Annotated in this window: 17 protein-coding genes; 4 read left to right on the top strand and 13 right to left on the bottom strand. The window is 65.8% G+C overall.

Annotation, left to right across the window (positions count from 1 at the left end):
* From B4L76_RS16750 to B4L76_RS16735, 4 genes are all read left to right on the top strand, one after another.
* On the top strand, positions 1 to 346 hold a 346-nt coding region (locus B4L76_RS16750; RefSeq protein ID WP_296234034.1), incomplete at its 5' end, for a hypothetical protein.
* 314 nt (positions 347 to 660) lie between these two features.
* Positions 661 to 3,540 (top strand): ribonucleoside-diphosphate reductase subunit alpha, encoded by a 2,880-nt coding sequence (locus B4L76_RS16745; RefSeq protein ID WP_296234033.1) that lies wholly within the window; start codon positions 661 to 663, stop codon positions 3,538 to 3,540.
* A gap of 136 nt (positions 3,541 to 3,676) precedes the next feature.
* Positions 3,677 to 3,808 carry a hypothetical protein gene (locus B4L76_RS16740; RefSeq protein WP_256665967.1) on the top strand — a complete coding sequence of 44 codons (132 nt, stop codon included), beginning with the start codon at positions 3,677 to 3,679 and terminating at the stop codon, positions 3,806 to 3,808.
* Positions 3,809 to 4,326: 518 nt separating this feature from the next.
* Complete coding sequence (locus tag B4L76_RS16735) at positions 4,327 to 5,577, top strand: ribonucleotide-diphosphate reductase subunit beta (protein WP_170031641.1); 1,251 nt, start codon at positions 4,327 to 4,329, stop codon at positions 5,575 to 5,577.
* Between the two features lie 487 nt (positions 5,578 to 6,064).
* Here B4L76_RS16735 and B4L76_RS16730 read toward each other — a convergent pair whose 3' ends face one another.
* From B4L76_RS16730 to tssK, 13 genes are all read right to left on the bottom strand, one after another.
* Entirely contained in the window at positions 6,065 to 6,526 is a 462-nt protein-coding gene (locus B4L76_RS16730) for a hypothetical protein (RefSeq protein WP_296234029.1), read from the bottom strand.
* Positions 6,527 to 6,557: 31 nt separating this feature from the next.
* Positions 6,558 to 6,998, bottom strand: coding sequence for a hypothetical protein (locus B4L76_RS16725; protein ID WP_296234027.1), 441 nt, complete (start codon positions 6,996 to 6,998; stop codon positions 6,558 to 6,560).
* Complete coding sequence (locus tag B4L76_RS16720) at positions 6,995 to 7,888, bottom strand: NAD synthetase (RefSeq protein ID WP_296234037.1); 894 nt, start codon at positions 7,886 to 7,888, stop codon at positions 6,995 to 6,997. Before B4L76_RS16720 ends, B4L76_RS16725 begins: the two co-directional genes overlap by 4 nt.
* 125 nt (positions 7,889 to 8,013) lie before the next feature.
* A complete protein-coding gene (tagQ, locus tag B4L76_RS16715; protein WP_296234025.1) occupies positions 8,014 to 8,919 on the bottom strand; it encodes a type VI secretion system-associated lipoprotein TagQ in 906 nt (301 codons plus the stop codon).
* Positions 8,920 to 8,990: 71 nt separating this feature from the next.
* On the bottom strand, positions 8,991 to 10,787 hold the full coding sequence (locus tag B4L76_RS16710; protein WP_296234023.1) for a formylglycine-generating enzyme family protein: 1,797 nt from the start codon (positions 10,785 to 10,787) through the stop codon (positions 8,991 to 8,993).
* Positions 10,780 to 11,982 (bottom strand): ABC transporter permease, encoded by a 1,203-nt coding sequence (locus tag B4L76_RS16705; protein WP_296234022.1) that lies wholly within the window; start codon positions 11,980 to 11,982, stop codon positions 10,780 to 10,782. The genes B4L76_RS16710 and B4L76_RS16705 overlap by 8 nt, the downstream gene beginning before the upstream one ends.
* Positions 11,982 to 12,686, bottom strand: a complete 705-nt coding sequence (locus tag B4L76_RS16700; protein WP_296234021.1) for an ATP-binding cassette domain-containing protein — start codon at positions 12,684 to 12,686, stop codon at positions 11,982 to 11,984. The genes B4L76_RS16705 and B4L76_RS16700 overlap by 1 nt, the downstream gene beginning before the upstream one ends.
* Positions 12,686 to 15,697: a serine/threonine-protein kinase gene (locus B4L76_RS16695; RefSeq protein ID WP_296234036.1), complete on the bottom strand. Its 3,012-nt coding sequence runs from the start codon at positions 15,695 to 15,697 to the stop codon at positions 12,686 to 12,688. The genes B4L76_RS16700 and B4L76_RS16695 overlap by 1 nt, the downstream gene beginning before the upstream one ends.
* A gap of 8 nt (positions 15,698 to 15,705) precedes the next feature.
* On the bottom strand, positions 15,706 to 16,425 hold the full coding sequence (locus B4L76_RS16690) for a PP2C family protein-serine/threonine phosphatase (protein WP_296234020.1): 720 nt from the start codon (positions 16,423 to 16,425) through the stop codon (positions 15,706 to 15,708).
* A complete protein-coding gene (gene tagF / locus B4L76_RS16685) occupies positions 16,422 to 17,078 on the bottom strand; it encodes a type VI secretion system-associated protein TagF (protein WP_296234019.1) in 657 nt (218 codons plus the stop codon). Before tagF ends, B4L76_RS16690 begins: the two co-directional genes overlap by 4 nt.
* Complete coding sequence (gene tssM / locus B4L76_RS16680) at positions 17,075 to 20,584, bottom strand: type VI secretion system membrane subunit TssM (RefSeq protein WP_296234018.1); 3,510 nt, start codon at positions 20,582 to 20,584, stop codon at positions 17,075 to 17,077. Before tssM ends, tagF begins: the two co-directional genes overlap by 4 nt.
* Positions 20,581 to 21,885 carry a DotU family type VI secretion system protein gene (locus tag B4L76_RS16675; RefSeq protein WP_296234016.1) on the bottom strand — a complete coding sequence of 435 codons (1,305 nt, stop codon included), beginning with the start codon at positions 21,883 to 21,885 and terminating at the stop codon, positions 20,581 to 20,583. The genes tssM and B4L76_RS16675 overlap by 4 nt, the downstream gene beginning before the upstream one ends.
* 6 nt (positions 21,886 to 21,891) lie before the next feature.
* Positions 21,892 to 23,226, bottom strand: a complete 1,335-nt coding sequence (gene tssK / locus B4L76_RS16670) for a type VI secretion system baseplate subunit TssK (RefSeq protein WP_296234014.1) — start codon at positions 23,224 to 23,226, stop codon at positions 21,892 to 21,894.
* Positions 23,227 to 23,231 lie beyond the last annotated feature (5 nt).

Genomic DNA, 23,231 nt, shown 5'->3' with positions numbered 1-23,231 from the left:
GCGGCGCTCGATCTCGCAGGCGCCAGGCAGCTACAGACATACACCTGTAGCCCCCTCGACTGAACCGTTTTTTGTGATACGGTTCGCGCCCGAAAAATTATGCGCCGGGGCGCCAAAACGCAGAAAAATACTGCAAACCACTTGGCACAAGGCCTACAGCGAATACCCACCATTCACTCACAAAGTACGCACAAGTTATCCACAAGCGATCGCCTTGCAAAGCCCCGGATACCGCATTATCTTGTATCCCGATCGCAGCGAACCACTAGATATTGGGGTTCGTGCAAAATCACACACAAAAGTCAACCCGCAAAATCAAGCGATTTTTCGGCTGAACTTCAAGTGATTCCAGCAGCCAAACCGCTCCTGCGGAGGCGACCGAGGCAAGCCCTTCCAGGGCCTTGTTCGGGTATGGGTGAGGCAGGCCAGGCCTGGCATCCATCAGCAACAGTTTTTGGGCACGGCCCAGAACCTTTGACTTCGGCCAGGGAGCGGCAAGCCATTGCCCCTTATTCCTGAGTCTGTCCCGAAGTCGGTACGCCCGTGCGGGCGGATGCGCATGCGTTTGCGCAGCCCCTGCCAGGCCATCGAGCAAGTGGACGGAACGGTGGGCGCCCAAAAGGCGCCTGAACAATATAGAAACTGTGGAGACACCCACCCATGCAAACCGATACGACTCGCGAGAACCCGCAGGCCAAGGTGCCGCAGGCCGCCGATTCCACCCAGGATCTGGCTGCCACCGCTCCCGGCCAACTGCGCGTGATCAAGCGTAACGGCACTGTCGTCCCCTACACCGACGACAAGATCACCGTGGCCATCACCAAGGCGTTCCTCGCAGTTGAAGGCGGTACCGCCGCCGCTTCGTCGCGCATCCACGATACCGTCGCGCGCCTGACCGAGCAGGTCACCGCCACGTTCAAGCGTCGCATGCCATCGGGTGGCACCATCCACATCGAAGAAATCCAGGACCAGGTCGAACTGGCCCTGATGCGCGCCGGCGAGCAGAAAGTCGCCCGTGACTACGTGATCTACCGCGAGCAGCGCGCCAAGGAGCGTGCCACCCGCGTCAACAGCGAAGCCGTGGTCGAGCCGCACCCAAGCATTCGCATCACCCTGGCCGACGGCAGCCTGGCGCCGCTCGACATGGCCCGCCTGAACACCATCATCAGCGAAGCCTGCGAAGGCCTGGCCGAGGTCGATGGCGACCTGATCCAGCGCGACACCCTGAAGAACCTGTACGACGGCGTAGCCATCAAGGACGTCAACACCGCCCTGGTGATGACCGCCCGTACCCTGGTCGAGCGCGAGCCGAACTACTCGTTCGTCACCGCCCGCCTGCTGATGGACACCCTGCGCGCCGAAGGCCTGGGCTTCCTCGGCGTCGCCGAGAGCGCCACCCACCACGAAATGGCCGAGCTGTACGCCAAGGCCCTGCCGGCGTACGTCGAGAAAGGCGTCGAGTTCGAGCTGTTGGACCCGGCCCTGAAAGGCTACGACCTGGAGCGCCTGGGCAAGGCCATCGACCACGAGCGTGACCAGCAATTCACCTACCTGGGCCTGCAGACCCTGTACGACCGCTACTTCATCCACAAGGATGGCGTGCGCTTCGAGCTGCCGCAGGTATTCTTCATGCGCGTGGCCATGGGCCTGGCGCTGGCAGAGAAAGACAAGGAAGCCCGCGCGATCGAGTTCTACAACCTGTTGTCGTCCTTCGACTACATGGCCTCGACCCCGACCCTGTTCAACGCCGGCACCCTGCGCCCGCAGCTGTCCAGCTGCTACCTGACCACCGTGCCGGACGACCTGTCGGGCATCTACCACGCGATCCACGACAACGCCATGCTGTCGAAATTCGCCGGTGGCCTGGGCAACGACTGGACCCCGGTACGTGCACTGGGCTCGTACATCAAGGGCACCAACGGCAAGTCGCAGGGCGTCGTGCCGTTCCTCAAAGTGGTCAACGACACCGCCGTTGCCGTCAACCAGGGTGGCAAGCGCAAGGGCGCCGTGTGTGCCTACCTGGAAACCTGGCACCTGGACATCGAAGAATTCATCGAGCTGCGCAAGAACACCGGTGATGACCGCCGTCGTACCCACGACATGAACACCGCCAACTGGATCCCTGACCTGTTCATGAAGCGTGTCTTCGATGACGGCAAATGGACCCTGTTCTCGCCTTCGGAAGTGCCAGACCTGCACGACCTGACCGGCAAGGCCTTCGAAGAGCGCTACGAGTACTACGAAGCCCTGACCGAGTACAACAAGATCAAGGTGTTCAAGACCGTCCAGGCCAAAGACCTGTGGCGCAAGATGCTGTCGATGCTGTTCGAGACCGGCCACCCGTGGCTGACCTTCAAGGACCCGTGCAACCTGCGTTCGCCGCAGCAGCACGTGGGCGTGGTGCACAGCTCGAACCTGTGCACCGAGATCACCCTGAACACCAACAAGGACGAGATCGCGGTCTGCAACCTGGGCTCGATCAACCTGCCGAACCACATCGTCGACGGCAAGCTGGACACCGCCAAGCTGCAACGCACCGTGAACACCGCCGTGCGCATGCTCGACAACGTGATCGACATCAACTACTACTCGGTGCCGCAAGCGCGTAACTCGAACTTCAAGCACCGCCCGGTCGGCCTGGGCATCATGGGCTTCCAGGATGCGCTGTACCTGCAGCACATCCCGTACGGTTCCGATGCTGCCGTCGAGTTCGCCGACAAGTCGATGGAAGCGGTCAGCTACTATGCGATCCAGGCGTCCTGCGACCTGGCCGACGAGCGCGGTGCCTACGAGACCTTCCAGGGTTCGCTGTGGTCCAAGGGCATCCTGCCACTGGATTCGCAACAGATCCTGATCGAGGCCCGTGGTGCCAAGTACATCGACGTCAACCTGGAAGAGTCCCTCGACTGGGCCCCGGTGCGCGAGCGCGTCAAGAAAGGTATTCGCAACTCGAACATCATGGCCATCGCGCCAACCGCGACCATCGCCAACATCACCGGCGTATCGCAGTCGATCGAGCCGACCTACCAGAACCTGTACGTGAAATCGAACCTGTCGGGCGAGTTCACCGTGATCAACCCGTACCTGGTCCGCGACCTGAAGGCCCGTGGCCTGTGGGACTCGGTGATGATCAACGACCTCAAGTACTACGACGGTTCGGTGCAGCAGATCGAGCGTATCCCGCAAGAGCTGAAGGACCTGTACGCCACCGCGTTCGAAGTCGAGACCAAGTGGATCGTCGATGCCGCCTCGCGTCGCCAGAAGTGGATCGACCAGGCCCAGTCGCTGAACCTGTACATCGCCGGCGCTTCGGGCAAGAAGCTGGACGTGACCTACCGCATGGCCTGGTACCGTGGCCTGAAGACCACCTACTACCTCCGTGCCCTGGCCGCGACCAGCACCGAGAAGTCGACCATCAACACCGGCAAGCTCAACGCCGTTTCCAGCGGCGGCGACAGCGCCCCGGTCCAGGCAGCCGGCCCAGCGCCAGTGCCGAAGGCCTGCGCGATCGACGAGCCTGACTGCGAAGCCTGCCAGTAAGGCCTGAGTGCCGCGCGGGGTGCCTACGGGTGCCCCGCGCGGCATTTTTGTATCCGCGTCCCGAAGAAACCTTGCCCTTTGCCCTGCGCTCGCGCGGTTCGGTAAAAGAACAGGACCACTCAAAAGGACGTAACCCATGGCGCGGAAAAAAGTGGCAACTCGCAAGATCGGCCGCAATGCGGAAACCGGCCGCTTCACTTCGGTGGAACAGGCCCGCAAGCATCCCAAGACGCACATTGTCGAAACGCTGCATAACCCTCGCAGTTAACACCGCCAATGGAGCGACCTTGTGTCGCGATGGGGTGCGAAGCGTCCGGGGATGGCAGTTCCGCCACACGAATCTTCGAGGCCGCCTTGCGGACCTTATCGCGGCACAAGGCCGCTCCTACAAAGATCGCGCCAACCCCACATCCTGTGCCCGGAAAATAAATAGGCACAACATATAGTGCCTTCCACATTTTGCCGCTACACTTCCTCCCCGTACCCAATGACACCCGCTTGGTGAACGGATGCACGCCAGACCGGTCGAAAAAGTTACCCTCGCCTGCCAGACACGCGTCCCGATCGAAGGCGAATTCCGGTATACTGCGCCCCCTCTGAAAAGGGCACCTATCAATTGTCCCTGGCCCCTCCGAGAGGCCTGGCCAGGTACAAGCCAGAACACACCCGATGTAACGAGAGTCAGCCTCTCGAGCTGTCCATTCGCCGTAACGGCCTTGCGTCAGGCATCACATTCTTAACATCCAACCGGTTGCCCCGGGGCAACCCTCAAGCAGGAGCCAAACCATGCTGAGCTGGGACGAATTCGACAAGGAAGACGGCGAAGTCGCCGCCAAAGGCAATACCCCTGCGCAGGCCGCTGCCGCTGCCACCCTCGACAAGCTCGACAGCGCCGGTGGTGCTGCCGCCCTGGAAGCCCGTGCCGCCAGTGCCGACGACTCCGACGCGGTCAAGCGCGCCAAGGCTGCCCTGAACGACCTCGACATCGCCGAAGGCCTGGCCGAGCTGGAAGGCTCCAGCGCCCGCGTTCGCGTTGACGAAAAGCGCATGATCAACTGCCGCGCCGACCTCAACCAGCTGGTCCCGTTCAAGTACGACTGGGCCTGGCAGAAGTACCTGGACGGCTGTGCCAACCACTGGATGCCGCAAGAGGTCAACATGACCGCCGACATCGCCCTGTGGAAGAGCATGGACGGCCTGACCGAAGACGAGCGCCGCATCGTCATGCGCAACCTCGGCTTCTTCTCCACCGCCGACTCGCTGGTGGCCAACAACCTGGCCCTGGCCGTGTACCGCCTGATCACCAACCCGGAGTGCCGCCAGTACATCCTGCGCCAGGCCTTCGAAGAGGCGATCCACACCCACGCCTACCAGTACTGCATCGAGTCGCTGGGCATGGATGAAGGCGAGATCTTCAACATGTATCACGAGATCCCGTCGGTGGCGAAGAAAGCCGCCTGGGGCCTGAAGTACACCCGCGCCATCTCCGACCCGGAATTCAACACCGGCACCGTCGAAACCGACAAGGAGCTGCTGCGCAACCTGATCGCCTACTACTGCGTGCTGGAAGGCATCTTCTTCTACTGCGGCTTCACCCAGATCCTGTCCATGGGCCGCCGCAACAAGATGACCGGCGTCGCCGAGCAGTTCCAGTACATCCTGCGTGACGAGTCGATGCACCTGAACTTCGGTATCGACGTGATCAACCAGATCAAGATCGAGAACCCGCACCTGTGGGACGCGGCGATGAAGGAAGAAGCCACCCAGATGATCCTGCAAGGGACCCAGCTGGAGATCGAATACGCCCGTGACACCATGCCACGCGGCGTGCTGGGCATGAACGCGGCGATGATGGAGGACTACCTCAAGTTCATCGCCAACCGTCGCCTGACCCAGATTGGCCTGAAGGAAGAGTACCCGGGGACCACCAACCCGTTCCCGTGGATGAGCGAGATCATGGACTTGAAGAAAGAGAAGAACTTCTTCGAGACGCGTGTGATCGAGTATCAGACTGGCGGGGCGTTGAGCTGGGATTGATAATCCTAGCGAAGCATAGAGAAGGCTGCCGATTGGCAGCCTTTTTTATTGGCAGGAAATAAAGTCGAAGAGGAAGCTTCCTGCAAGGCATGTCCCGGAGAACCGGCATTTGCGTTGGTGGCTGAAGCATGAGGTGGTGGCCGTGCCACGACTGAGGATGCGGGATATGCCGGTGGTACTGGCAGGGAAGTGGAACAACTGCCGCCGGTAGAGAAGCCGAAATTGAGTTGGCGGGAATGTGCGTAGCGGGCGCTGCGGTTGCATGGGGTTTAACCGCCGGGTTTGCCTGGGCGGGCCTCTTCGCGGGTTGAACCCGCTCCCACAGGTACTGCGATGGCTTAGAGTTAACGCTGTACCTGTAGGAGCGGGCTTGCCCCGCGAACACCGGCGTAGCCGGTGCCATAGCGAGGCCTTGAGTTCATCCTCCAAGCGGTTGTTGATCGAGGCCATGGTTCAAGATGTCCGCCATTACGATACATTTGTCCCGCTACTTCCCCTCCCCAACCGGCTCCACCCGCTGCACCACGATCTGCATATGGGTCGCCATATCCGTCAGTATCACCTCCCCGTCCTTGTACTCCGGGGTGATCATCAGCGAGCGGACAAAATGCTCGTTGCCACCTTCGCGCTTCTGCACGTTCTCGAACGCCACGATAATCGTGTCGTTGCGCCAGTTGCTGATGTCGAAACCGCCCGCAGCAACGAACTCACTAATGTCGCGCTCGTCATTGAACACATTGGCCGGCAGGATCAGCAGGCGGTCCTTGAGAAACACCTGGTAATACTGGCGAGGCCCCACCGGCCAGTTCTGCTCCACCACGTGCTCGATGCGCCAGTGATGGACGTTGTTCTCATAAACCACCACGCGCTCGACCTTGTGCCCGTTGCAGGCAACGAGCAAGGGCAACAGCAAAGCAGCGAACCCGCTACGTATTCGGCGCACATTCATTCACAAGCCTCGCTAAAGCAGCGTTGAGCCATCATTTGCCGGCTTTCCCCGCCTGGCGGTTGGCCCTGCGGGTTTCCCGGTACCCTACCAGGCGCACGCGCATTTCCCGGTAGCGCTGGGTATTGATGACCAGCAAGGCCAGCAGCCCGAACAGCAGAACCGAGACGTAACCGCCCATGTGCGGCCGGTAGCCGTAACTGGGCAACGCAGCCAATACGGCCAGCCCGTTCAGCCCGATCAGCCCCCACAGGCCCCAAGCGTAGCCACGCACCAGGGCGATATGCGAAGCGGCGCTGACCATCCCTGCCAGCGCCAACGCCAGCACCGATAGCGGTCGGTCAGGACTGCGCAAATAAGTGGAGAACACCAGTGAAACACAGCCGCCAATGGCAAAGCAGGACAGCATGAACTCGGCAATGAACACGCCGAAATAACGGGAAAGGAATGCTTGCAGTTCCTGGCCATGGGTCATTCGTCAATTTCCTCGTAAAGCCCCACGGCAACCGACTGCACGAAGCTACTGCTGGCAAAACCCGACAAGCCGCCAATCGAGTCCTTGATCAAGGTACGCGTGGCGTGCTGGATTTGGGTAGGGGTGAAACGCTTGATCGCGGTACCCGCCGCCTGCTTCAGCTTCAGCTGCTTGGCGGTGAGCGACGGGTGCCTGATCTGCAGAAGTTCCTCGGCCAGGGCCTTGCGCTGCTGCCGCGACAGGCTCTGGAACAGCTCTCTCCAGCCCTTGCCGGTCGCCGCCTTGCGTGCCTGCAGGAAACGCACGGTGTTCAGGCTCGATGCGCCCACACCGGCCAGCGCTACGCCGTCGAGTATGCTCATTACCGTCTGGACCGTGTCATTACTGTCGAGCCAGTCGTTCTGCCCAGGGTCGAACACTTCGTTGAACACCCGGTACCCGCCCATCATGCACTGCCCGGTCCCTGCCGCTGCGGCGGCATAACCGACTGCCGTCAATACCATGCTGGCACCGGCAGTGAAGGGTACGGCAATGGTGCCGCTGAACATGACGACCCAACCCAGATAGGCCGACAGGCAACTCAAACTGGCGTTCACGGCCTCTGCCATCACCTTGCGCTCACGTGCGCCGGTCTGCAGCTGAGTCATGAACTGTTCAGGTGACTTGTAAGGTGGCGCCTCCTGCAGGATCACGCGCTTGGGTGCGATGCTGCAGATCGGCTTGAATTCGCGCAGGACGATCACGTTGTACTGGGCATCGATGTAGACAACACCCGCGCCAACGATACCCGGGTCGGAATCGATGGCCCTGAACAACTTCTGCTGGTCGACGGTCAACAGCAGCCGCTGGCGGGCCATTTGCTGCTGGTAGCCGCCGAGGACGCCGGACATCAGGTCGGTCACGACAACTCTCCTTGATTCGAAAAGCCGCTGCGCCGGCCCACGCACGCCCCGTGCAGGTCAGGCGACCTGCCTGGGGCGGCACGTGCACCGGCGCAAGCGCAACGGAGCGTGGGTTACACGTTCGGGCAAGGCACCGGCGCCCAGTCACCCATGTCGGGGCTGCGGCACATCTTGTTGACCTGGTCGACGCCAGCATTGGCCACCTGCTGGGCCTCGGCTTTCTTGGTCGTGGCCTTCTGCAGGGTCTTCTCGGTGGCGACCGCCTCTTGCGGCACGTTGTTGTTCACCTTGACGGCCTGGGTCTTCTTCTTGCCAGTGGTGGTCTTGGGCGGTTCGGCCACGGTCGCTACGTCGGTACGCGCCACACCAACCTGCTTGAGGTCCTGCTCGTAGGCCTGGGTGTAGTTGTCGAGGTTTTCCGCGACCCGGCCGTTGACGGTGGCCAGCAGCTTGTTCGACTCCTGCAGGCCCGAGACGATCTCGGCCAGGCGCTTGCGCCCTTCGGTGTCGTTGATGCGGTTGGCCTTGCGGCCTTCGATCAGGCTGGTGAACTCACGCTGGTAGCAGGTCTGCGAAGCCTTGGCATAGGCCGTGGTGCGGTCCAGGTCGGCGGCGCTCTTGTCGATGTCGGTGGCGTACGAGGCAATGCGCTGCTTGTCGTCGCTGATCTGCTTCTGGCGCTCGGTGTAGTAACCGGCCGCGCCGCCCACCAGGGCACCGCCCGCCGCACCGATGGCAGCGTTACGGCCGCGGTTGTCGCCGTCGACCAGGGCGCCGGTCAGGGCACCGCCGAGGGCGCCGATAACGGCGCCGGTCGCTACCGAGCGGGTCATGTCGCCGTCGGTGGCGCGCAGGTGCTGCACGGGCTCGTAGCAGCTCGGGTAGTATTCGACCTTGGTCGTGGCACCCACCTTGGACACGGGTGAGCTGGAGCAGCCCGCCATCAGGACAGTACTGAAACCTGCGGCGAGCAGCAGGGCGGAACGGGCATGGGAAGCCGTGAAGATGGTCTTGAACATGTCACTCTCTCACGTGGGTGGTTAAAACGGGGGGCTTCATGCCACCCCGCGCTTGCGTCAGGCAGAAGCCACTACGAAGGCCGCGCGGCGGCCGATGCCAGGAGCTCCTTGAGGATCGTCGCCGGGTCGGCCCGCCGGTTCTGGCGGTACTCCCCAACGTGGCGAACGAACAGGGTCGCGCGGCTCACCAGGCTCTGGCCCAGGACCGGCTTGCGATTGAGTTCTTCCTTGACCCGCTGGAACTGCGCCTGGATCACCGCATCGGTGTAGCGCGTGCCGCTGGCCAGGTTGTCGATGTAGATCGCCACGGCGCCATCGAGCGCAGCGCGGCCGTTGCTGATGGCCGCGGCATACATGCGCACGGTGGTCTGGTCGCCACGCGCCTGGGCCTCGGCCTGGGTGTTGCGCAGGTTGGTCAGGCGGATGTTGTAGTTGTTGATGGTCTCGGCCACCAATGCGGCGGACTGGATCAGGTTGCCGGCCGCCTCTTCGCGCTGGCGGCCGATCAGCGACACGCTGCGCTTGAGCTCTTCGTTGACCAACCCCAGCTCGGCCTGCTGGCGCGGGTCGGTGGTGGCGGCGATGATGCTGTCCAGGCGTTTGGTCGGGTCCTCGGCGGCCTCGATGTCGTCGGTCAGGCTGGCCAGGCGCCCTTGCTTCTGCCACTGCTCGAACAGTTCCTGGTAACGAGAACGGGGCGCCGACAGGGCCCCGATGGCCACCCGGAAGCCCGTGGTCTCGTTGCGCTGCTCGGTACCGTCAGCGCCAAACAGCGGGTACTCGCGGCGCATGCCGGTGAACAGCGTGCCCTCACCTTCGAGGTAGTTGCCGCCCTTGACCACGAAGCCGCCATAGGCGCCCTGCAGGCGGCCGGCATGCACCAGCTGGAACGACTCCTGGACCATTTCCGCAGCATTGCCGATCACGTCGAACAGCCCCAGCGGGTTCGGCAACCGGGTGCCGATCGGCATCAGCCGTGCCGCCTGCCCGGTGCCGCCAGCCACCTGGTTGTACACCGCCCAGTCGCTGAGCGGCCCATCGCTGTCACTGCCCTGGACCTTGCGCGGGAACAGCCGCCCTTCCAGTTCCTGGCGGCTTACCGCAGAACCGCCACGGGCAGCGAACTCCCACTCCACTTCCGTGGGCAGGCGCACGAAGCCGATACCGCCGTCCTCGGCCTTGCCGCCCCGGCCACTGACCGGCAGCAGGTCGCGGTGATACTTGAGCAGCCAGGCGCTGTAGACCGCGACAAAGCGTTCGGCCTCGAAGCGCGACAGCTTGACCTTGGGCAGGCGCCCGGCCGCCGTGGTGTCGGGCTGGCAGGCCGGCGCCGCCTCGCCGCTGGCCAGCGCCTGGACCTGGGCCATTACCTGGGCATACTGGCGGGCGCTGACCTCGTACTTGCCAATGAAATACATCATCGGCTTGAGCGGGCCGGCCTGGTCGAGCTTGGGCAGGCCGGGGGCAACTGCCTTCTGCCACTCGGGCGACAGGTCCTGAAGGCTGAACTGGCCATTGATGAAGTCACGCCGATAACCGGAAATGAACGACTGCTGGTAGCCGGCCTCGCCTTCGCTGAACGGGTAGCCTAGGTTGACCTCGCGGTCGTCCAGGCTGCCCTGGGCCAGTACATAGACGCTGCGCAGCACCAACTCGCCGCCGCACGGTAGCGGCAGGCTGACGTCACCGGGCAGAGGCTTGGGGTTGTCCAGCTTGCTGGTATCGACCGCCGCTGCCGGGGCACTGGCCGCAGCGGTGTCGACTGGCTTGGCCGGTCTGGCTGGCAGCTCCTCGGCGCCCGGCGAACAGGCCGCCAGGCCCAGCGTGGTCAGAAGCAGGGCCGCAGCCCCGAGGCGAAGTTCAGACATCACGGATTCCTTGGCTGGCATCGATGCGCGTCACCCGCCAGCCGCCCACGGCAGCAGCGGCGGCGCTGGCCAGCAGCACCGCAGACAACGCAACGAAGTAATGCATCGGCAACAGGTGGCTGGCGTACTCGCCGGGCACCTGGGTGAAGATCCGGTTGAGGCCCTGCTCGGCCAGCAGGTACAGGCCGCCGGCAGCTGCCGCCGCCAGCACGCCGCTGTACAGCGCCTGCAGCACCACGAACAGCAGCAGCGCGGCCGTACCGAACCCCAGCAGGCGCAGCACCGCCAGCTCGCGCTGCTTGCGCTGGACTGCCGCCACCGCGCCAGCAGCGATCGCGGCCACGGCGCCGGCCACGGCCAGGCTGGTGATGATCCAGAACACCAGGTCGAGGTTGCGGCTGAGGGCCTGCACCTGGGCGATCTGCGCCGCCTGGGTCGATACCAGCCATTTGCGTTCGGCAAAATAGGCGCGCAGCGGCTCGACATCGGCCAGCCCCCGGGCATACAGGCGAAACGCCGGGTAGATCCGCCCGGCATCGCTGCCTGCGGCCTCGCCAGGCCAGCCCAGCGCCGGCACAGCGCGCCCGTCGCGGTAATCCTCGACCGCTTCGAGCAGGGCCAGCGAAGCGAACAGGCCATCGCGCTCGAACGCCGCCAGCGGCAGCACCGCGGCCACCTGCAGGCGCGTCTGGCGCCACTGCACCTGGCCGGCCTGTTGGCGGCTGAAGCTGGCCTGCAACTCATCACCGGCCGCGGCACCGAGCTTCTCGGCAGCGGTAAAACTCAATACCACCTGCTGCAGGCCCTGCGGTGGCGGCACCTGTTGCAGCAAGGGGTCACCGGCAGCGGTTGGCAGCATCTCGACAGTCACCGCGCGCCCTCGGGCAGGCAGCAACAGCTCGGCGGTGGCAGCAATCTGCCGGGTCCGCGCAATGGCGAAGGCGACGTCCGGTCGCTGTGCCAGGGCGTGGATGAAATCGGCATGGAAACGGCCACCGCCCAGGGGTGTGATTTCGCGCACACTCGGGTCGCGTTGCAGCCGCTCGGTCAGGCTGCCGACCAGGCCGAACTTGAGCCCGAACAGCACCAGCAAGGGGGCGATCACCGCAACCAGTGCCAGCACGCTGCACGCCGACAGCCGCGCATCGTTGCGGTAGTCCTGCCAGGCCAGGCCGGCGATCAGCCACGGGCGCATCAGACGGCCTGCCCCAGGCTGGCAGTGACGCCGCCGTCGGCATCGCGCCGGCAGGCCATGCGCAGCACGTTCAACCCGGCCCGGCGCGCCAATGCTTCATCATGGGTGGCGAGCACGCAGGTCACCTGGCGTGCCTGGGCCTCGCGCAGTAGCAACTGCATGACCCGCTCGGCGTTCACCGGGTCCAACGCCGCAGTAGGCTCGTCGGCCAGCAGCAACGCCGGTGCATGCGCCAGGGCCCGGGCGCAGCTGACCCGCTGGCGTTGCCCCAGCGACAACGCGGCAGGCTTCTTGGCCAGCTGGTCATGTACATCCAGCGCCTCGGCCAGGCGTTCGACACTGCCGTCCTCGCCCAGCCCCAACAGCTGCCGGGGCAGGCTGATATTGCCACGCACATCGAGGAAGCCGAGCAAGCCGCCGGCCTGCAAAACATAGCCCAGCTGGCGGCTGCGCAGCGCCGCCAGCTGGTCGAGACGGCGCTGGCGCCACAGGCCAGCCACATCGAAGCCAGCAAAGACGAAGCCCTCGGCGGCATCCGGCGCCAGCACCAGCGCCAGCAGGTCGAGCAAGGTACTCTTGCCGCAGCCGCTGGGGCCGACCAGCGCCACCCGTGCCCCAGCCGCCAGCTTCAGCCGATCGATCTGCAGGCTGTAGCGCTGGGCACCCTGCCCGCGCGTCTTGCGCACCCCGTGCAGGCTGATCATCACGGCAGCGTCGACAGTGGTACACGGTACAGGGCATCGCCCGGCTCGGCCTTGCCGAAGCGCACCCAGTTGGCCATGTCGTTGTGGAAGGTTTCGTACAGGCGGATCTTCGAGTCCAGTTCGTCGATGAAGTCCTCTTGTTCGGCCACCGACAGCGACAACCACAGGTCCTCGGTCATGCTCAGCGACTTGCTGCGGTATGGCAGGCCTTCGAGGTATTCGCCCAGGACCCCGCCCTGGGCCAGGTTGGCGCCTTTGCGCAGGGCACCCGGATCGCGGCTCATGTAGGCACTGGCACTGGCAATCTCGTTGAAGAAATCACCTGGCGAACTGCGGGTCTTGCGCGCGGCGTCGACGATCAGCTTCAGCGATTGCTGCAGGTCATTGAGCTGCAACTTGGTCAGCATCACGCACACCTGCAGGCTCGGCAGTGCCGGGTTGGTCAGGTCGCGGTCGGCGGTCCAGGCACTGACCAGCTGCGGCGCCTGGCTGGCAGCATGCCGACCGAGGAAGTCCATGTGCATGGCGTAACCGATCGCCTGCGACTTGGCCGCCAGGCTGGCGCCCGTGGCCAACCGGGGTACCGGCTGTGGCTGCTGCTGACGCACCTGGTGCGCCAGCTCGGCGAAGGTCGAGCCGATTTCGCGCACGCGCTCGCCAAAGGCGCCTACATCGCCGCCCGGCACGCCCACGTACAGGTCGCCGATCTGCGGGTTGCTGTCGGCGGTGAGCACACGGTACTGGCTTTCGGCCGAGCCATGGTTGTTCACCCCGGCCGGGGTGCGCAGGTGCAAGGCGTAGATCTTGATCTGCTTGCTCAGCGCGGCCTGGCGAACCTCCGCCTCGTTCATCTGGGTGCTGCTGTACGGGTCGTTCTTGCGCAGGGCGCCAGCATCGCTGACCAGCAGGACGATGCGCCCGCCATAGCCCGACCAGTCCATGCCTTCCACGGCCTGCATCACCCCGGCAAAGGCATCCTCATTGAACGAGTGGCTGGAAACGCTGGTGGCCTTGACCTGCGACGCGGCCTTGAGGAAGCGCGCCGGGTCGCGGCCCTCCTCCAGGCTGACCAGGGTCTTGCTCAGGTAGTCCAGGCCCGGGGTACGCTTGACGCTGTTGCGAAAGCCCACCAGGCCGAAGCTGACGTTGTCCAGTTCGCCACGTGCGGCCAGTTGCGCCTGCAGTTCGCTGACCACCTGGCGCACGCGGTCGATGTAGGGTTGCATCGACACCGAGGTGTCGACCACCAGGACGATGCCGGTACGGAAGCGGTTGTCCGTCGCCACCGCCGCGCCGGCAGCCGTGGCCGCCTGGCTGCGGGCGCTGCTGCCAGGGTCGATCGAGGCGACGTTGAGCAACTGCACCGGCTGGCCGTCGGCGCCGAAGCTTTCCCGGTAGTCGAAGATCGGCATCAGGTAGAACTGGTTCTGTGGCACCGCGCTGGCGGCCGGCTCCAAGGCCAGCACCTGAGGTACCTGGTCGGGCTGGTTCTGCGCCTTGAGCAGGTCGGCGCGGGCCTTGCCGGTGTCGTCGAGCAGTTGCTGCAGGTCCTCGGCCTGGCGCATGAACATCACTGGCGAACGGCCGGAACGCTCGGTGAATTTCAGCACCAGGCTTTGCTTCCAGTCGCTGGTTTGCGCCGCCGGCAACCAGCCGTCGCGCTGGCCGCTGCTGGAGGCGCCCACTTCCAGCCATGGCTGGCCGTCGATGTCCTTGCGCTGGTACACGTACAGCACCGAGAAGGCCGGCAGCGGCTCACCCGCGCTGTCGCCGGGGCGGGCCAGCAATTGCGCTTCAGGCTTGCTCAGCACGCGTTGGAACAGGGTTTTCTTGCCTGGCATCAACAATGGCCGGCCGTCTTCGCTGGCAGCTGGCGGCGGCGCGGTCGGCGCCAGCGGGTCGCTCGCGGTTTGCGCCAGCGGTGGTTGCGCAACCGGCTGCTCATTGCCAGAGCGCAACCAGAAGAAGGTCGCGCCCAGGCCCAGCGCCACGGCGATTGCCACGGCCAGCAGGGCCTTGGCCGGCTTGCGCGGGGCAGGTTGCGGCGGCGCAGCGGGCCGGGTCGGCTCCGGCTCCGGCGCAGGTGCAGGTGCAGGCGCAGCGACCGGCTTTGCCGTAGCCTGCGGGATATCGATGGACACCGGTGTCAGCCCACCCAGTTCGGCCTTGCCCGCCAGCGCGCCCGGCACCGGCCGAATCACCGTGCGCTCCGCGCTGTCGGCTGGCAGGCGGTCGAGTGCAGCCAGCAACGCTGCGGCATCGGCGAAGCGTTGCTCAGGGTCCTTGGCCAGCAGCCCGCGCAGGATGTCCTGATAGCGCCCATGCTCGATGGGCAGCTCCGGCAACGGCTCGGTCAGGTGGGCCAATGCCGTCGACAAGGCATCGTTGCCCCGGTACGGCAGCTCGCCGACGAGGATCTCGTACAGCACCACCCCAAGCGCATACAGGTCGGCGCGGCCGTCGATGTCCATGCCCCGCGCCTGCTCCGGGCTCATGTAGCTCGGGGTGCCGACGGCGAAGCCGGCCTGGGTGAACTGGGTGCGGTCATCCAGCGACTTGGCGATGCCGAAGTCGGAGAGCACCGCCGTGCCGTCGGCACGGAACAGGATGTTGGCCGGTTTCACGTCGCGGTGCACCAGCCCCTGGGCGTGGGCATAACCCAGCGCCTGGGCGATCTGCCGCACGTACAGCAAGCCTTGCTCAGGGGTAAGCCCGGCAGCGATGCGCTCCTTGAGGGTCCCGCTGGGCAGGTACTCCATGGCCATGTAGTACAGCTCACCGACATTACCGATGTCGTGGATGGTGGCAATGTGCGGATGCGCCAACCGCGCCAGCGTGCGCCCTTCGCGCAGGAAGCGCTCGCAGAAGGTAGGGTCGGCGGCAAGGCTCGCGGCCATTACCTTCAGCGCTACCTTGCGCTGCAGGGAGCGCTGGGTGGCCAGGTAGACACTGGCCATGGCGCCCTGGCCAATCTCGCTGTCGATGTCGAATCCGGGGATCTGCATGTTCAGGGTGCTCATCAATTCGCCTTCACCACCACCGCGGTAATGTTGTCGGGGGCGCCACGGGTCAACCCCAGGTGCACCAGGCTGCGGACCACCTGGTAGGGATCGGCGTGGCCGAGCACGTCGGCGATCTCGTGGTCTTCGGCAGTCTTGTTCAAACCGTCGCTGCACAGCAGGTAGGTATCGCCGGGTTGTACCTGCACGCTCACCGCCTGCAGTTCGAGCTGGTCTTCCACGCCGATGGCGCGGGTGACGATGTTGCCGCGCGGGTGCACGCGCGCTTCGGCCTCGTTGAGCAGGCCGCTGTCCTGCAGTTCCTGGACATAGCTATGGTCATGCGACAGGCGTTCGATGCGGCCATCGCGCAGGCGATACAGGCGGCTGTCACCGGCCCACAAGCCCACGGCCCGGTCGCCGCGTGCGGCCAGCAGCACCACCGTGCTGCCCATCATCGCCACGCCCCGGCGCAGGGTTTCGTCACGCACCACGCGGTTGACCCGGGCCAGGGTGTCGCGCAAGGCCTGGGCGAAATCTTCCAGCCCATCGATGAGCGGCAACTGGCGCAGGCTGTCCACCGCCAGGCTGCTCACGTAGTCACCGGCGGCATGCCCGCCCATGCCGTCGGCAACGGCCCACAAGCCATCCCCGGTCAGCTCCAGGCAGGCGTCTTCGTTGATCTTGCGGACCATGCCCACATGGCTGTAGCTGGCAGCGCTGTAGTGCACACGGTTCATGCGGGTTGCGCCTCGCTGCCGAGCAGGAACGCGGCGAACTGGTCGCTGCCCGGCAGGCCCTGGCTACGTAGCAGGCCAGGTGCGATTCGCTCGCTGCCCTGCCCCCACCACAGGCTCATGCCCTGGCAGGCGCATTCGGCCAGCGCCAGGGCCCGGCCCTGCGGGGTAACGCCGTCCAGCCGCTGCAACCCGCCCACGGTCACACGCGGCCCCTGCAGCAGCGGCCTGGCCTGGCTGAACGGCTGCAAGGCCGCCTCGAAACGCTCGAAGGACGCATCCGCTTCAAGCGTGCCCAGCAACGCTGCCTCGACAGCTTCGAACCACTCATCGGCACCGCCGACGATCCCTGCGATCGCCACGCCGGGTTCCAGTACCTGCGCCACGCTCAGCGGAAAGTACCGCCCGACCCGGTCGATGCTCGGCATCAGTACGCCGACCACCGCATCCGGGCCACACACCCCGGGTGCCAGGGCAAAGCGCCACAAAGGACTGACCAGGTAGGCCTGCAGCCAGCCCTCGCCAAGCGCCTGCTGGCTGGCCTGGATACCGGCGGCCAGCCACTGGTCCCAGGGCTGGATGAAGGTCTGCGGCAAGCCGCGGCTGACGAAGTCGCCGCGGCAGGCCAGTTTTCCGTAGAAACCGACGTCGTTCACAGATGCTCCGGCAGGCTGAAACCGCTGACCACTCGGCTGCGGAACGGGTTGAAGGCACTGCTGGCGCGCAGCTCGTAGGACACACTGGCACCCTCCACGCGCAAGCGCAGGTTGAAGCGCTCTGGCGAGCTGCCGGCCACCAGGTCGGACTGATCGAGCAGGCGGAACCACGCCCATGGGCCTTCCACCGTCAGCCCCGAACGGCCGCTGGCCGCTGGCGGCGCGATCGACAGACGGACCACGCCGATGCTGTTGGGGTTGGGCCACTGCAGCGCCACCGGGCGGCTTGGGCCATGGTCGTAACTGACTTGCTGGCCGTCGAGGTCGAGCAGGAACTGGGTGATGCTCGCGTCCATCGCCACCGGCTTGAGTTCGAAACGTACGCTTGGCTGCAAGCCGTTGCCGCTGCGGAAGAAGGCATCGCGGATGCTCGCCGCGCGCTGGAAGGTGTACAGCACGTTGCTGCCGATGCCCAGCTTCTGCGCCGCGCCCGGCTGCCAGCTCCATGGAGTGCTCGAGGTATTGACGTAGGGCTGCAGGTACTTGCGGAAGTAGTTGTCCATCACCCCGCCGACGCCGAAGAACTGGCCGAAGTCTTCCAGCGTGGCGTCACGCGCACTGCCGGCCACCAACGGGTAGCGGCCGCTGAGCGACTGGCGGTAGACATTCAGCACTTCGCTCGCCCAGGCAGCATTGAGCTGGTTGCGCACCCCGCCCATGACGATGCCGTGGGTCGAGCCAAGTACCGAGCTGACCAGGTTCTGTACCACCCTGGGCTGGCGTGCCGCGCCCAGGGCCACCCGTTGCGCCGCAGCCTGGGCCTGGTTCTTGGCCTCGCCGAGCAAGGCGTCGCCGCTGGCCCCGACCATGGCGCTGACCTGCACATAGAGCGCATTGAGGTCGGTGAGCAAGCCGTCGATAGCGGCGGGCTGGCCTTCGCCGCTGCCGACCAGCGTGGCCAGCTCGGCGAAGTGCGCGGTAACCGGGTCCTGCGTGCGTGCAGCGGGGCTGTCGACCGGCAGCGGCGCGTCGCCGAGCAACCCGCCAAGGCGCTGGCGCAACTGGTCGACACCGGCCTGCTGGGCCTTGTCCTGGGCCTTGTCGAGGGTGGTCGGCTGCGCCAGGTTGGTTTCACGGGCCGCCGCCTGCAGCAGCAGCTTCATCGGCGAGGTCGGTCCGGACAACACGCGCAACACGTCAGCGGCCTGGCCGACACTGGTGATCGGCACGAAGTCCAGGTCGTCGAGCAGGGCATCCCAGTGACGGATGTAATCCTGGTAGTAGAGCTGCTGCACATCGTCGGCCAGGCGCCGGGCATCGCCCGCCTCGCCCGGCGCGCGGCCCAGTACCCAGCGCTCCTCGGCCAGGGTGGTGCTCTGCGCCAGGCTGGCGGCGAGGAATACCTGGCGGTAGCCCTGCACGGTGAACAGCCCCGACAACGGCTCGCTCAGCGGCTTGCCGCTCTTGAAACGAAACACCAGGGCGGCATCGCGCCCGGCAGCGTCGCTGACGCGGAAGTCGTCGACCCCGCCTGGCAGCTTCTGGCGCTTGACCCGGTCGTACACCCGCTGGGCTACCGGCAGTTGCTGCAACTGGCGACGGGTATCGTCGATCAGGCGCTGGTCCAGGCGTGCATTCGGCGGGCGTTTCTCGAACAGCGCCGCCAGGTGCTGCTCCAGGGCCTGACGCAGGTCAGGCGCCAGGTCGCGAGGCAACTGGCGCTCCCAATCGAGGGTGATCCAGGCCTTGATGAAGTCCGGGTCGTAGTGCTCGGCATCGGCCAGCATCAGGTAGGCCTTGAGGCCTTCGTAAAGGTAATCGGATGGCCCGCCGGCATACAGCTGCTCCTCGATGCGGGTGACCAGGCGCGGGGCGAAGATGGCGATCAGCAGCTTGCGGTACAGGCTCTGCGATTCGCTTTCGAGCATGTCGCCCTGGTACAGGCCCAGGCCCTCGGCCCAGCTGGGTGGATCGTCGGCCAGGTGGCGCACGGCGTTGAGCAGCGGCAGCACGTCGACCACGTTGCGCTGCGCGGGGCTCAGGCCTTGCACGCTTTTGCCCAGCGGCTGCAGGCGGCTGTCGACCTCGGCGATGTATTGCTGGTTGGCGCGGTAACTGAGAGTCCACAAGGTACCGACCAGCAGCACCAGCGCCACGCTGAGGGCCAGCGCTCCCCGAGCGATCCACCGGCGCCGCTGCTCCACCTTGGGGTTGCTGCCAACCAGGCCGCGCTCGGCGAAAGCCACCGCCGTGAACAGCCGCTCGATGAAATAGCTGCGCCCGCTACCGCTCTGGCGTGCCAGGTGCGCACGGTCCAGGCCCATGCTCTGGGCCATGCTGCCGATCAGCCGGTCGATGGGGCTGCCTTCCTGGGTGCCGCTGGTGAAGTACACACCGCGCAGCAGCGCCCGCGCCTCGAAGGCGTTGGGCTTGAAGATGCCGTCGAGGAACAGCTTGAGGTTGCCACGCAGGGCGGCGAACTGCTGCACGAAGCCGTAGATCAGGTCGCGCCGGGCCGGGTCGCGTTCCTGTTGCAAGCGTTCGACCAGGCGCTCGCCGAGGCGCTGTTCGAGCAACCCGAACTCGTTGTCGAACTGCGCCAAGGGGCCGTCACCGCCCTGTTCGAGGGTGTCCAGCGGGAACGTCATGCCCCACACCTGGGCCCGTTCGTCCTTGCCCAGGTTGTCGAAGAACTCCATGAAGCCCGGCACCAGGTCGAGCTTGGTCAGCATCAGGTACACGGGGAAGCGCACGCCCAGCTGGCTGTACAGTTCCTGGATGCGCGCACGGATCGCCGCGGCATGGGCGGCGCGCTCGGCATCGCTGCCCAGCAGCAGGTCGGACAGGCTGATGGCGATGAACGCGCCGTCGATCGGGCGGCGCGAGCGCTGGGTCTTGAGCAGGTCGAGAAAGCCCAGCCAGGCCGCCTTGTCGACCTGGGCGTGGCTGTCCTGGGTGGTGTAGCGGCCGGCGGTGTCGAGCAGCACGGCCTGGTCGGTGAACCACCAGTCGCAGTTGCGCGTGCCGCCGACACCACGGATGGCGCCCTCGCCCAGCTGCGCGGCCAGCGGGAAGTGCAGCCCGGAATTGACCAGCGCGGTGGTCTTGCCCGAACCGGGCGGGCCGATGATCACATACCACGGCAGCTCGTACAGATTGCGCCGTTCGTCGCCGCCCAGGCGGGCTTTCTTCAGCAGGGCCAGGGCCTCGTCCATGCGCTGGCGCAGCGCCGCCAGCTCTTCGCTGGTGGCCACGCTGGCAGGGTCGGGAGCGGTCTCTGCGGCCAGGCTCTGCATGACCTTGGCCGCCTGTCGGCGTGCCTGCACGATGCGCCAGGCGCGGTAGCCACCCCACAGGGCGAACAGCAGGATGATCAACAACCAGCGTGGCGCCGGCGGCGCCAGCATTTCCAGCAACGGCCCGACGAACCAGATGATCAGGCTGAGGGCAATCAGGCCCAGAAGCGGGATTACCCAGCGAATGACAAAACTGAAAAACGCCTTCACTCGACGCCCTCCGCCAGAACGGTGATTTCAACCCGGCGATTCTTCGCCCGGCCCTGCGCGGTGTCGTTCGACACCAGCGGCTCGGTGTCGCTCAACCCTTGGGCACTGAAGCGCTCGGGTTGCCCGGTGCGCGCGGCGAGGATGCCCTTGACCTCTTCGGCGCGCGCCTGCGACAAGGCCCAGTTGGACGGGAAACGCAGCGTGGCGATGCGCTGGTTGTCGCTGTGCCCGGTGACCCGGACGTTGCCCTTGACCTTGGCCAGCGCCTCGGCAATGCGCAGCATCAGCGGCTGGAAATCGCCCTTGATGCTGGCGCTGGCGCTGGCGAACAGTTCGTCGCCGCGAATGGTCACCACCGAACGGTCGACCGCGTCTTCGACGGCGACCCGGCCGGCCTTGATGTCCTCGGCGAGGAACCCGGCCAGGCGTGGGCGCTCCACCGGCTTGGGCTGCACCACCGGGCGGTCCATGGCTTGCACCGGAATTTCACCCAGCGCATGGATACCGCGGAACACCGGCTCGGCATCGGCGGCCAGCTTCAGGCGCAGGCCGAACAACAACAGCAACAGCAGCGCCACGGCCACTGCCAGGCCCACCCAGGGCGGCACGAACTGGGCCAGGCGGTCACGGCTGACCGTCACCCCGCGCCAGTGCGGCGAGAGTTCGCGCTCACGCTCGCCACGGGCACTGCGGATCGCCGCCGCGGTGCGCTCGCGCAGCGCTTCGAGCTGGGCACGGCCATCGTTCATGACCCGGTAGCGGCCTTCGAAGCCGAGGCTGGTGCACAGGTACAACAGCTCCAGCAGGTTGAGGCGTTCGCGCGGGCTCTGCAAGCAGTGCTCCATCAGCTGGAACACCTTCTCACCGCCCCAGGCCTCGTTGTGCACGGTGATCAGCAAGCTCTGCCGGCTCCAGTCGCTGGCACTGCCCCACGGCGTGCTGAGCACCGCCTCGTCCAGCGCAGTACACAGCGCGTAGCGCGCCAGCAGCACCTCGTTGCGCACCACCCCAGCGGCTTCGGCGCGGGTTTCGAACTGGCGCAGATAGGCCAGCAACTGCGCGCGCAGGCTGGCCGGCGCCGAGTGCGCGATGGTGTTGCGCAGGCGGGTAAGCAAGGCCAGCAATGGCCCGGCCGCCTGCTCCAGCGGGTTGAGGCCGACGCCCTGGCCAGGCGCCAGGGGTTCGGCTGGCACCTGCAATGACGGCTGCGGCGCTGCCGCGGCAGGCTGCGGGGCGGCGCGGCCACCGGGGCGCGGCATGAACTGGGTACGGTCGTTGGCCTGCGGATCGTCCGGGTGCATCGCGGGTTATCCTCGAATGGCCCAGAAGGCCAGGCTCAGGCCGGGGAACTCACCGGCGACGTAGAAGGCAAAGCCACCCGAGTGCTGCAACTGCTTCCAGTGCTCGCTGCCCCGGTCGAGTTCGAAGTAGGTGGAACCGGCATGGAACGGAATCTGCCGTGGCGCCACTGGCAACGGCAGCAGGCCGATGCCCGGCAGTTGCAGGTTGACCAGGTCGCGGATGTGCTCCACCGAACCGATCTTGCTCTGTTGGCCGAAGCGGCTGCGCAGGGTCTCGCTGGGGACGTCGGCGCGCACCACCAGGATGAAGCTGGCGCTATCGAGCAGGCTGCGGTCGGCGAGCATGCCCACGTGGATGCCGTAGGCCTTCTCGACGATGGGAATGGCCACCGCCTTGCTGTCGATCAGCGTCGACAAGGCTTCGCGCAAGGCGGCCATCACTGGCGCGAAGGTCGCCGCCAGGTCGTCGTGCTGATAGGCCGGGAAGCTGTGTGGGCGCCGGCCATCACGGGTGAAGGTGGCGAACTCGCCGGCCAGCGCCACCAGCTCGCTGTACAGCCGCTCGGGGTGCAGCGGGCTCAGCTGGTTGAGGTGTTCGACCAGCGGCTGGGCGCGGTTGACCAATTGCAGCAGCATGAAGTCGGCAATTTCCGACGCGCCGCCATTGGCCGAGGCGACTACCCTGCCAGCCAGTGCTTCGCCACGCTGGTGCAACAGGCCCAGCAACTCGCCGCAGAAACCGGACAGCTGCTGGCTGGCCGCCACGTCGAGTACCGGCGGGATGTAGCTGTCATCCACCACCAGCGCGCGGTCGGCGCGTTTTTCGCGGATGCGCAGCATGCCGAGGGCAGCGTAGTCGCTCAGGCCGTCCTCGCTGCGCAACAGGCGCAGGGCGCGGCTGCCGAGAGCCAGCGGGGCACGGTTCTCGAACGGCGCGTTGTCGTCACGCACTTCGCTGACCCGGCTGATGTAGCGGGCGCCAGCCACGGCCTCGCCTTCGTCGACGGTGTCGCGGGCCCCGGCCCGCTTGAGCGGCAGCCCCAGGTACAGCACGCCGTCGCGCAGGTCGTCGGGCACTTCCAGCGCTGCCGGCGGCAGGTCGTCGCGGGGGATGTCGAACGGCGTGCCGTCGGGCAGCAGGCCGCGAGCGCTGAGAATCGCCACCTTGCCCTGGGCCAGCAGGCCTTGGTCGAGCAGCAGTTCGGAGAAGCCCCAGGCGGCTACGTTCAACGGGCGGCTGCGGGTATCGACCAAGTGTTCGAGGTAGCGATCATGCTGTTGGAAGTGCTGGGTCGTGATGAACATGCCTTCCGACCAGACCACGCGATTGTTCCAGGACATGGGGA

Origin of the sequence: Pseudomonas sp. UBA4617 (genome assembly GCF_002386445.1) — a bacterium.
Classification (GTDB): Bacteria; Pseudomonadota; Gammaproteobacteria; order Pseudomonadales; family Pseudomonadaceae; genus Aquipseudomonas.
This window is presented reverse-complemented; position numbering and strand designations above follow the sequence as displayed.

What these genes read in the sequence shown, in the direction of transcription:
- B4L76_RS16675 (WP_296234016.1), bottom strand. Translation starts at nt 21,885, where the DNA reads ATGCACCCGGACGATCCGCAGGCCAACGACCGTACCCAGTTCATGCCG.
- B4L76_RS16725 (WP_296234027.1), bottom strand. Translation starts at nt 6,998, where the DNA reads ATGACCCATGGCCAGGAACTGCAAGCATTCCTTTCCCGTTATTTCGGC.
- B4L76_RS16705 (WP_296234022.1), bottom strand. Translation starts at nt 11,982, where the DNA reads ATGCGCCCGTGGCTGATCGCCGGCCTGGCCTGGCAGGACTACCGCAAC.
- B4L76_RS16740 (WP_256665967.1), top strand. Translation starts at nt 3,677, where the DNA reads ATGGCGCGGAAAAAAGTGGCAACTCGCAAGATCGGCCGCAATGCGGAA.
- B4L76_RS16745 (WP_296234033.1), top strand. Translation starts at nt 661, where the DNA reads ATGCAAACCGATACGACTCGCGAGAACCCGCAGGCCAAGGTGCCGCAG.
- B4L76_RS16730 (WP_296234029.1), bottom strand. Translation starts at nt 6,526, where the DNA reads ATGAATGTGCGCCGAATACGTAGCGGGTTCGCTGCTTTGCTGTTGCCC.
- B4L76_RS16720 (WP_296234037.1), bottom strand. Translation starts at nt 7,888, where the DNA reads ATGTCCGGCGTCCTCGGCGGCTACCAGCAGCAAATGGCCCGCCAGCGG.
- tssK (WP_296234014.1), bottom strand. Translation starts at nt 23,226, where the DNA reads ATGTCCTGGAACAATCGCGTGGTCTGGTCGGAAGGCATGTTCATCACG.
- B4L76_RS16735 (WP_170031641.1), top strand. Translation starts at nt 4,327, where the DNA reads ATGCTGAGCTGGGACGAATTCGACAAGGAAGACGGCGAAGTCGCCGCC.
- tagQ (WP_296234025.1), bottom strand. Translation starts at nt 8,919, where the DNA reads ATGTTCAAGACCATCTTCACGGCTTCCCATGCCCGTTCCGCCCTGCTG.
- B4L76_RS16700 (WP_296234021.1), bottom strand. Translation starts at nt 12,686, where the DNA reads ATGATCAGCCTGCACGGGGTGCGCAAGACGCGCGGGCAGGGTGCCCAG.
- B4L76_RS16710 (WP_296234023.1), bottom strand. Translation starts at nt 10,787, where the DNA reads ATGTCTGAACTTCGCCTCGGGGCTGCGGCCCTGCTTCTGACCACGCTG.
- B4L76_RS16690 (WP_296234020.1), bottom strand. Translation starts at nt 16,425, where the DNA reads ATGAACCGTGTGCACTACAGCGCTGCCAGCTACAGCCATGTGGGCATG.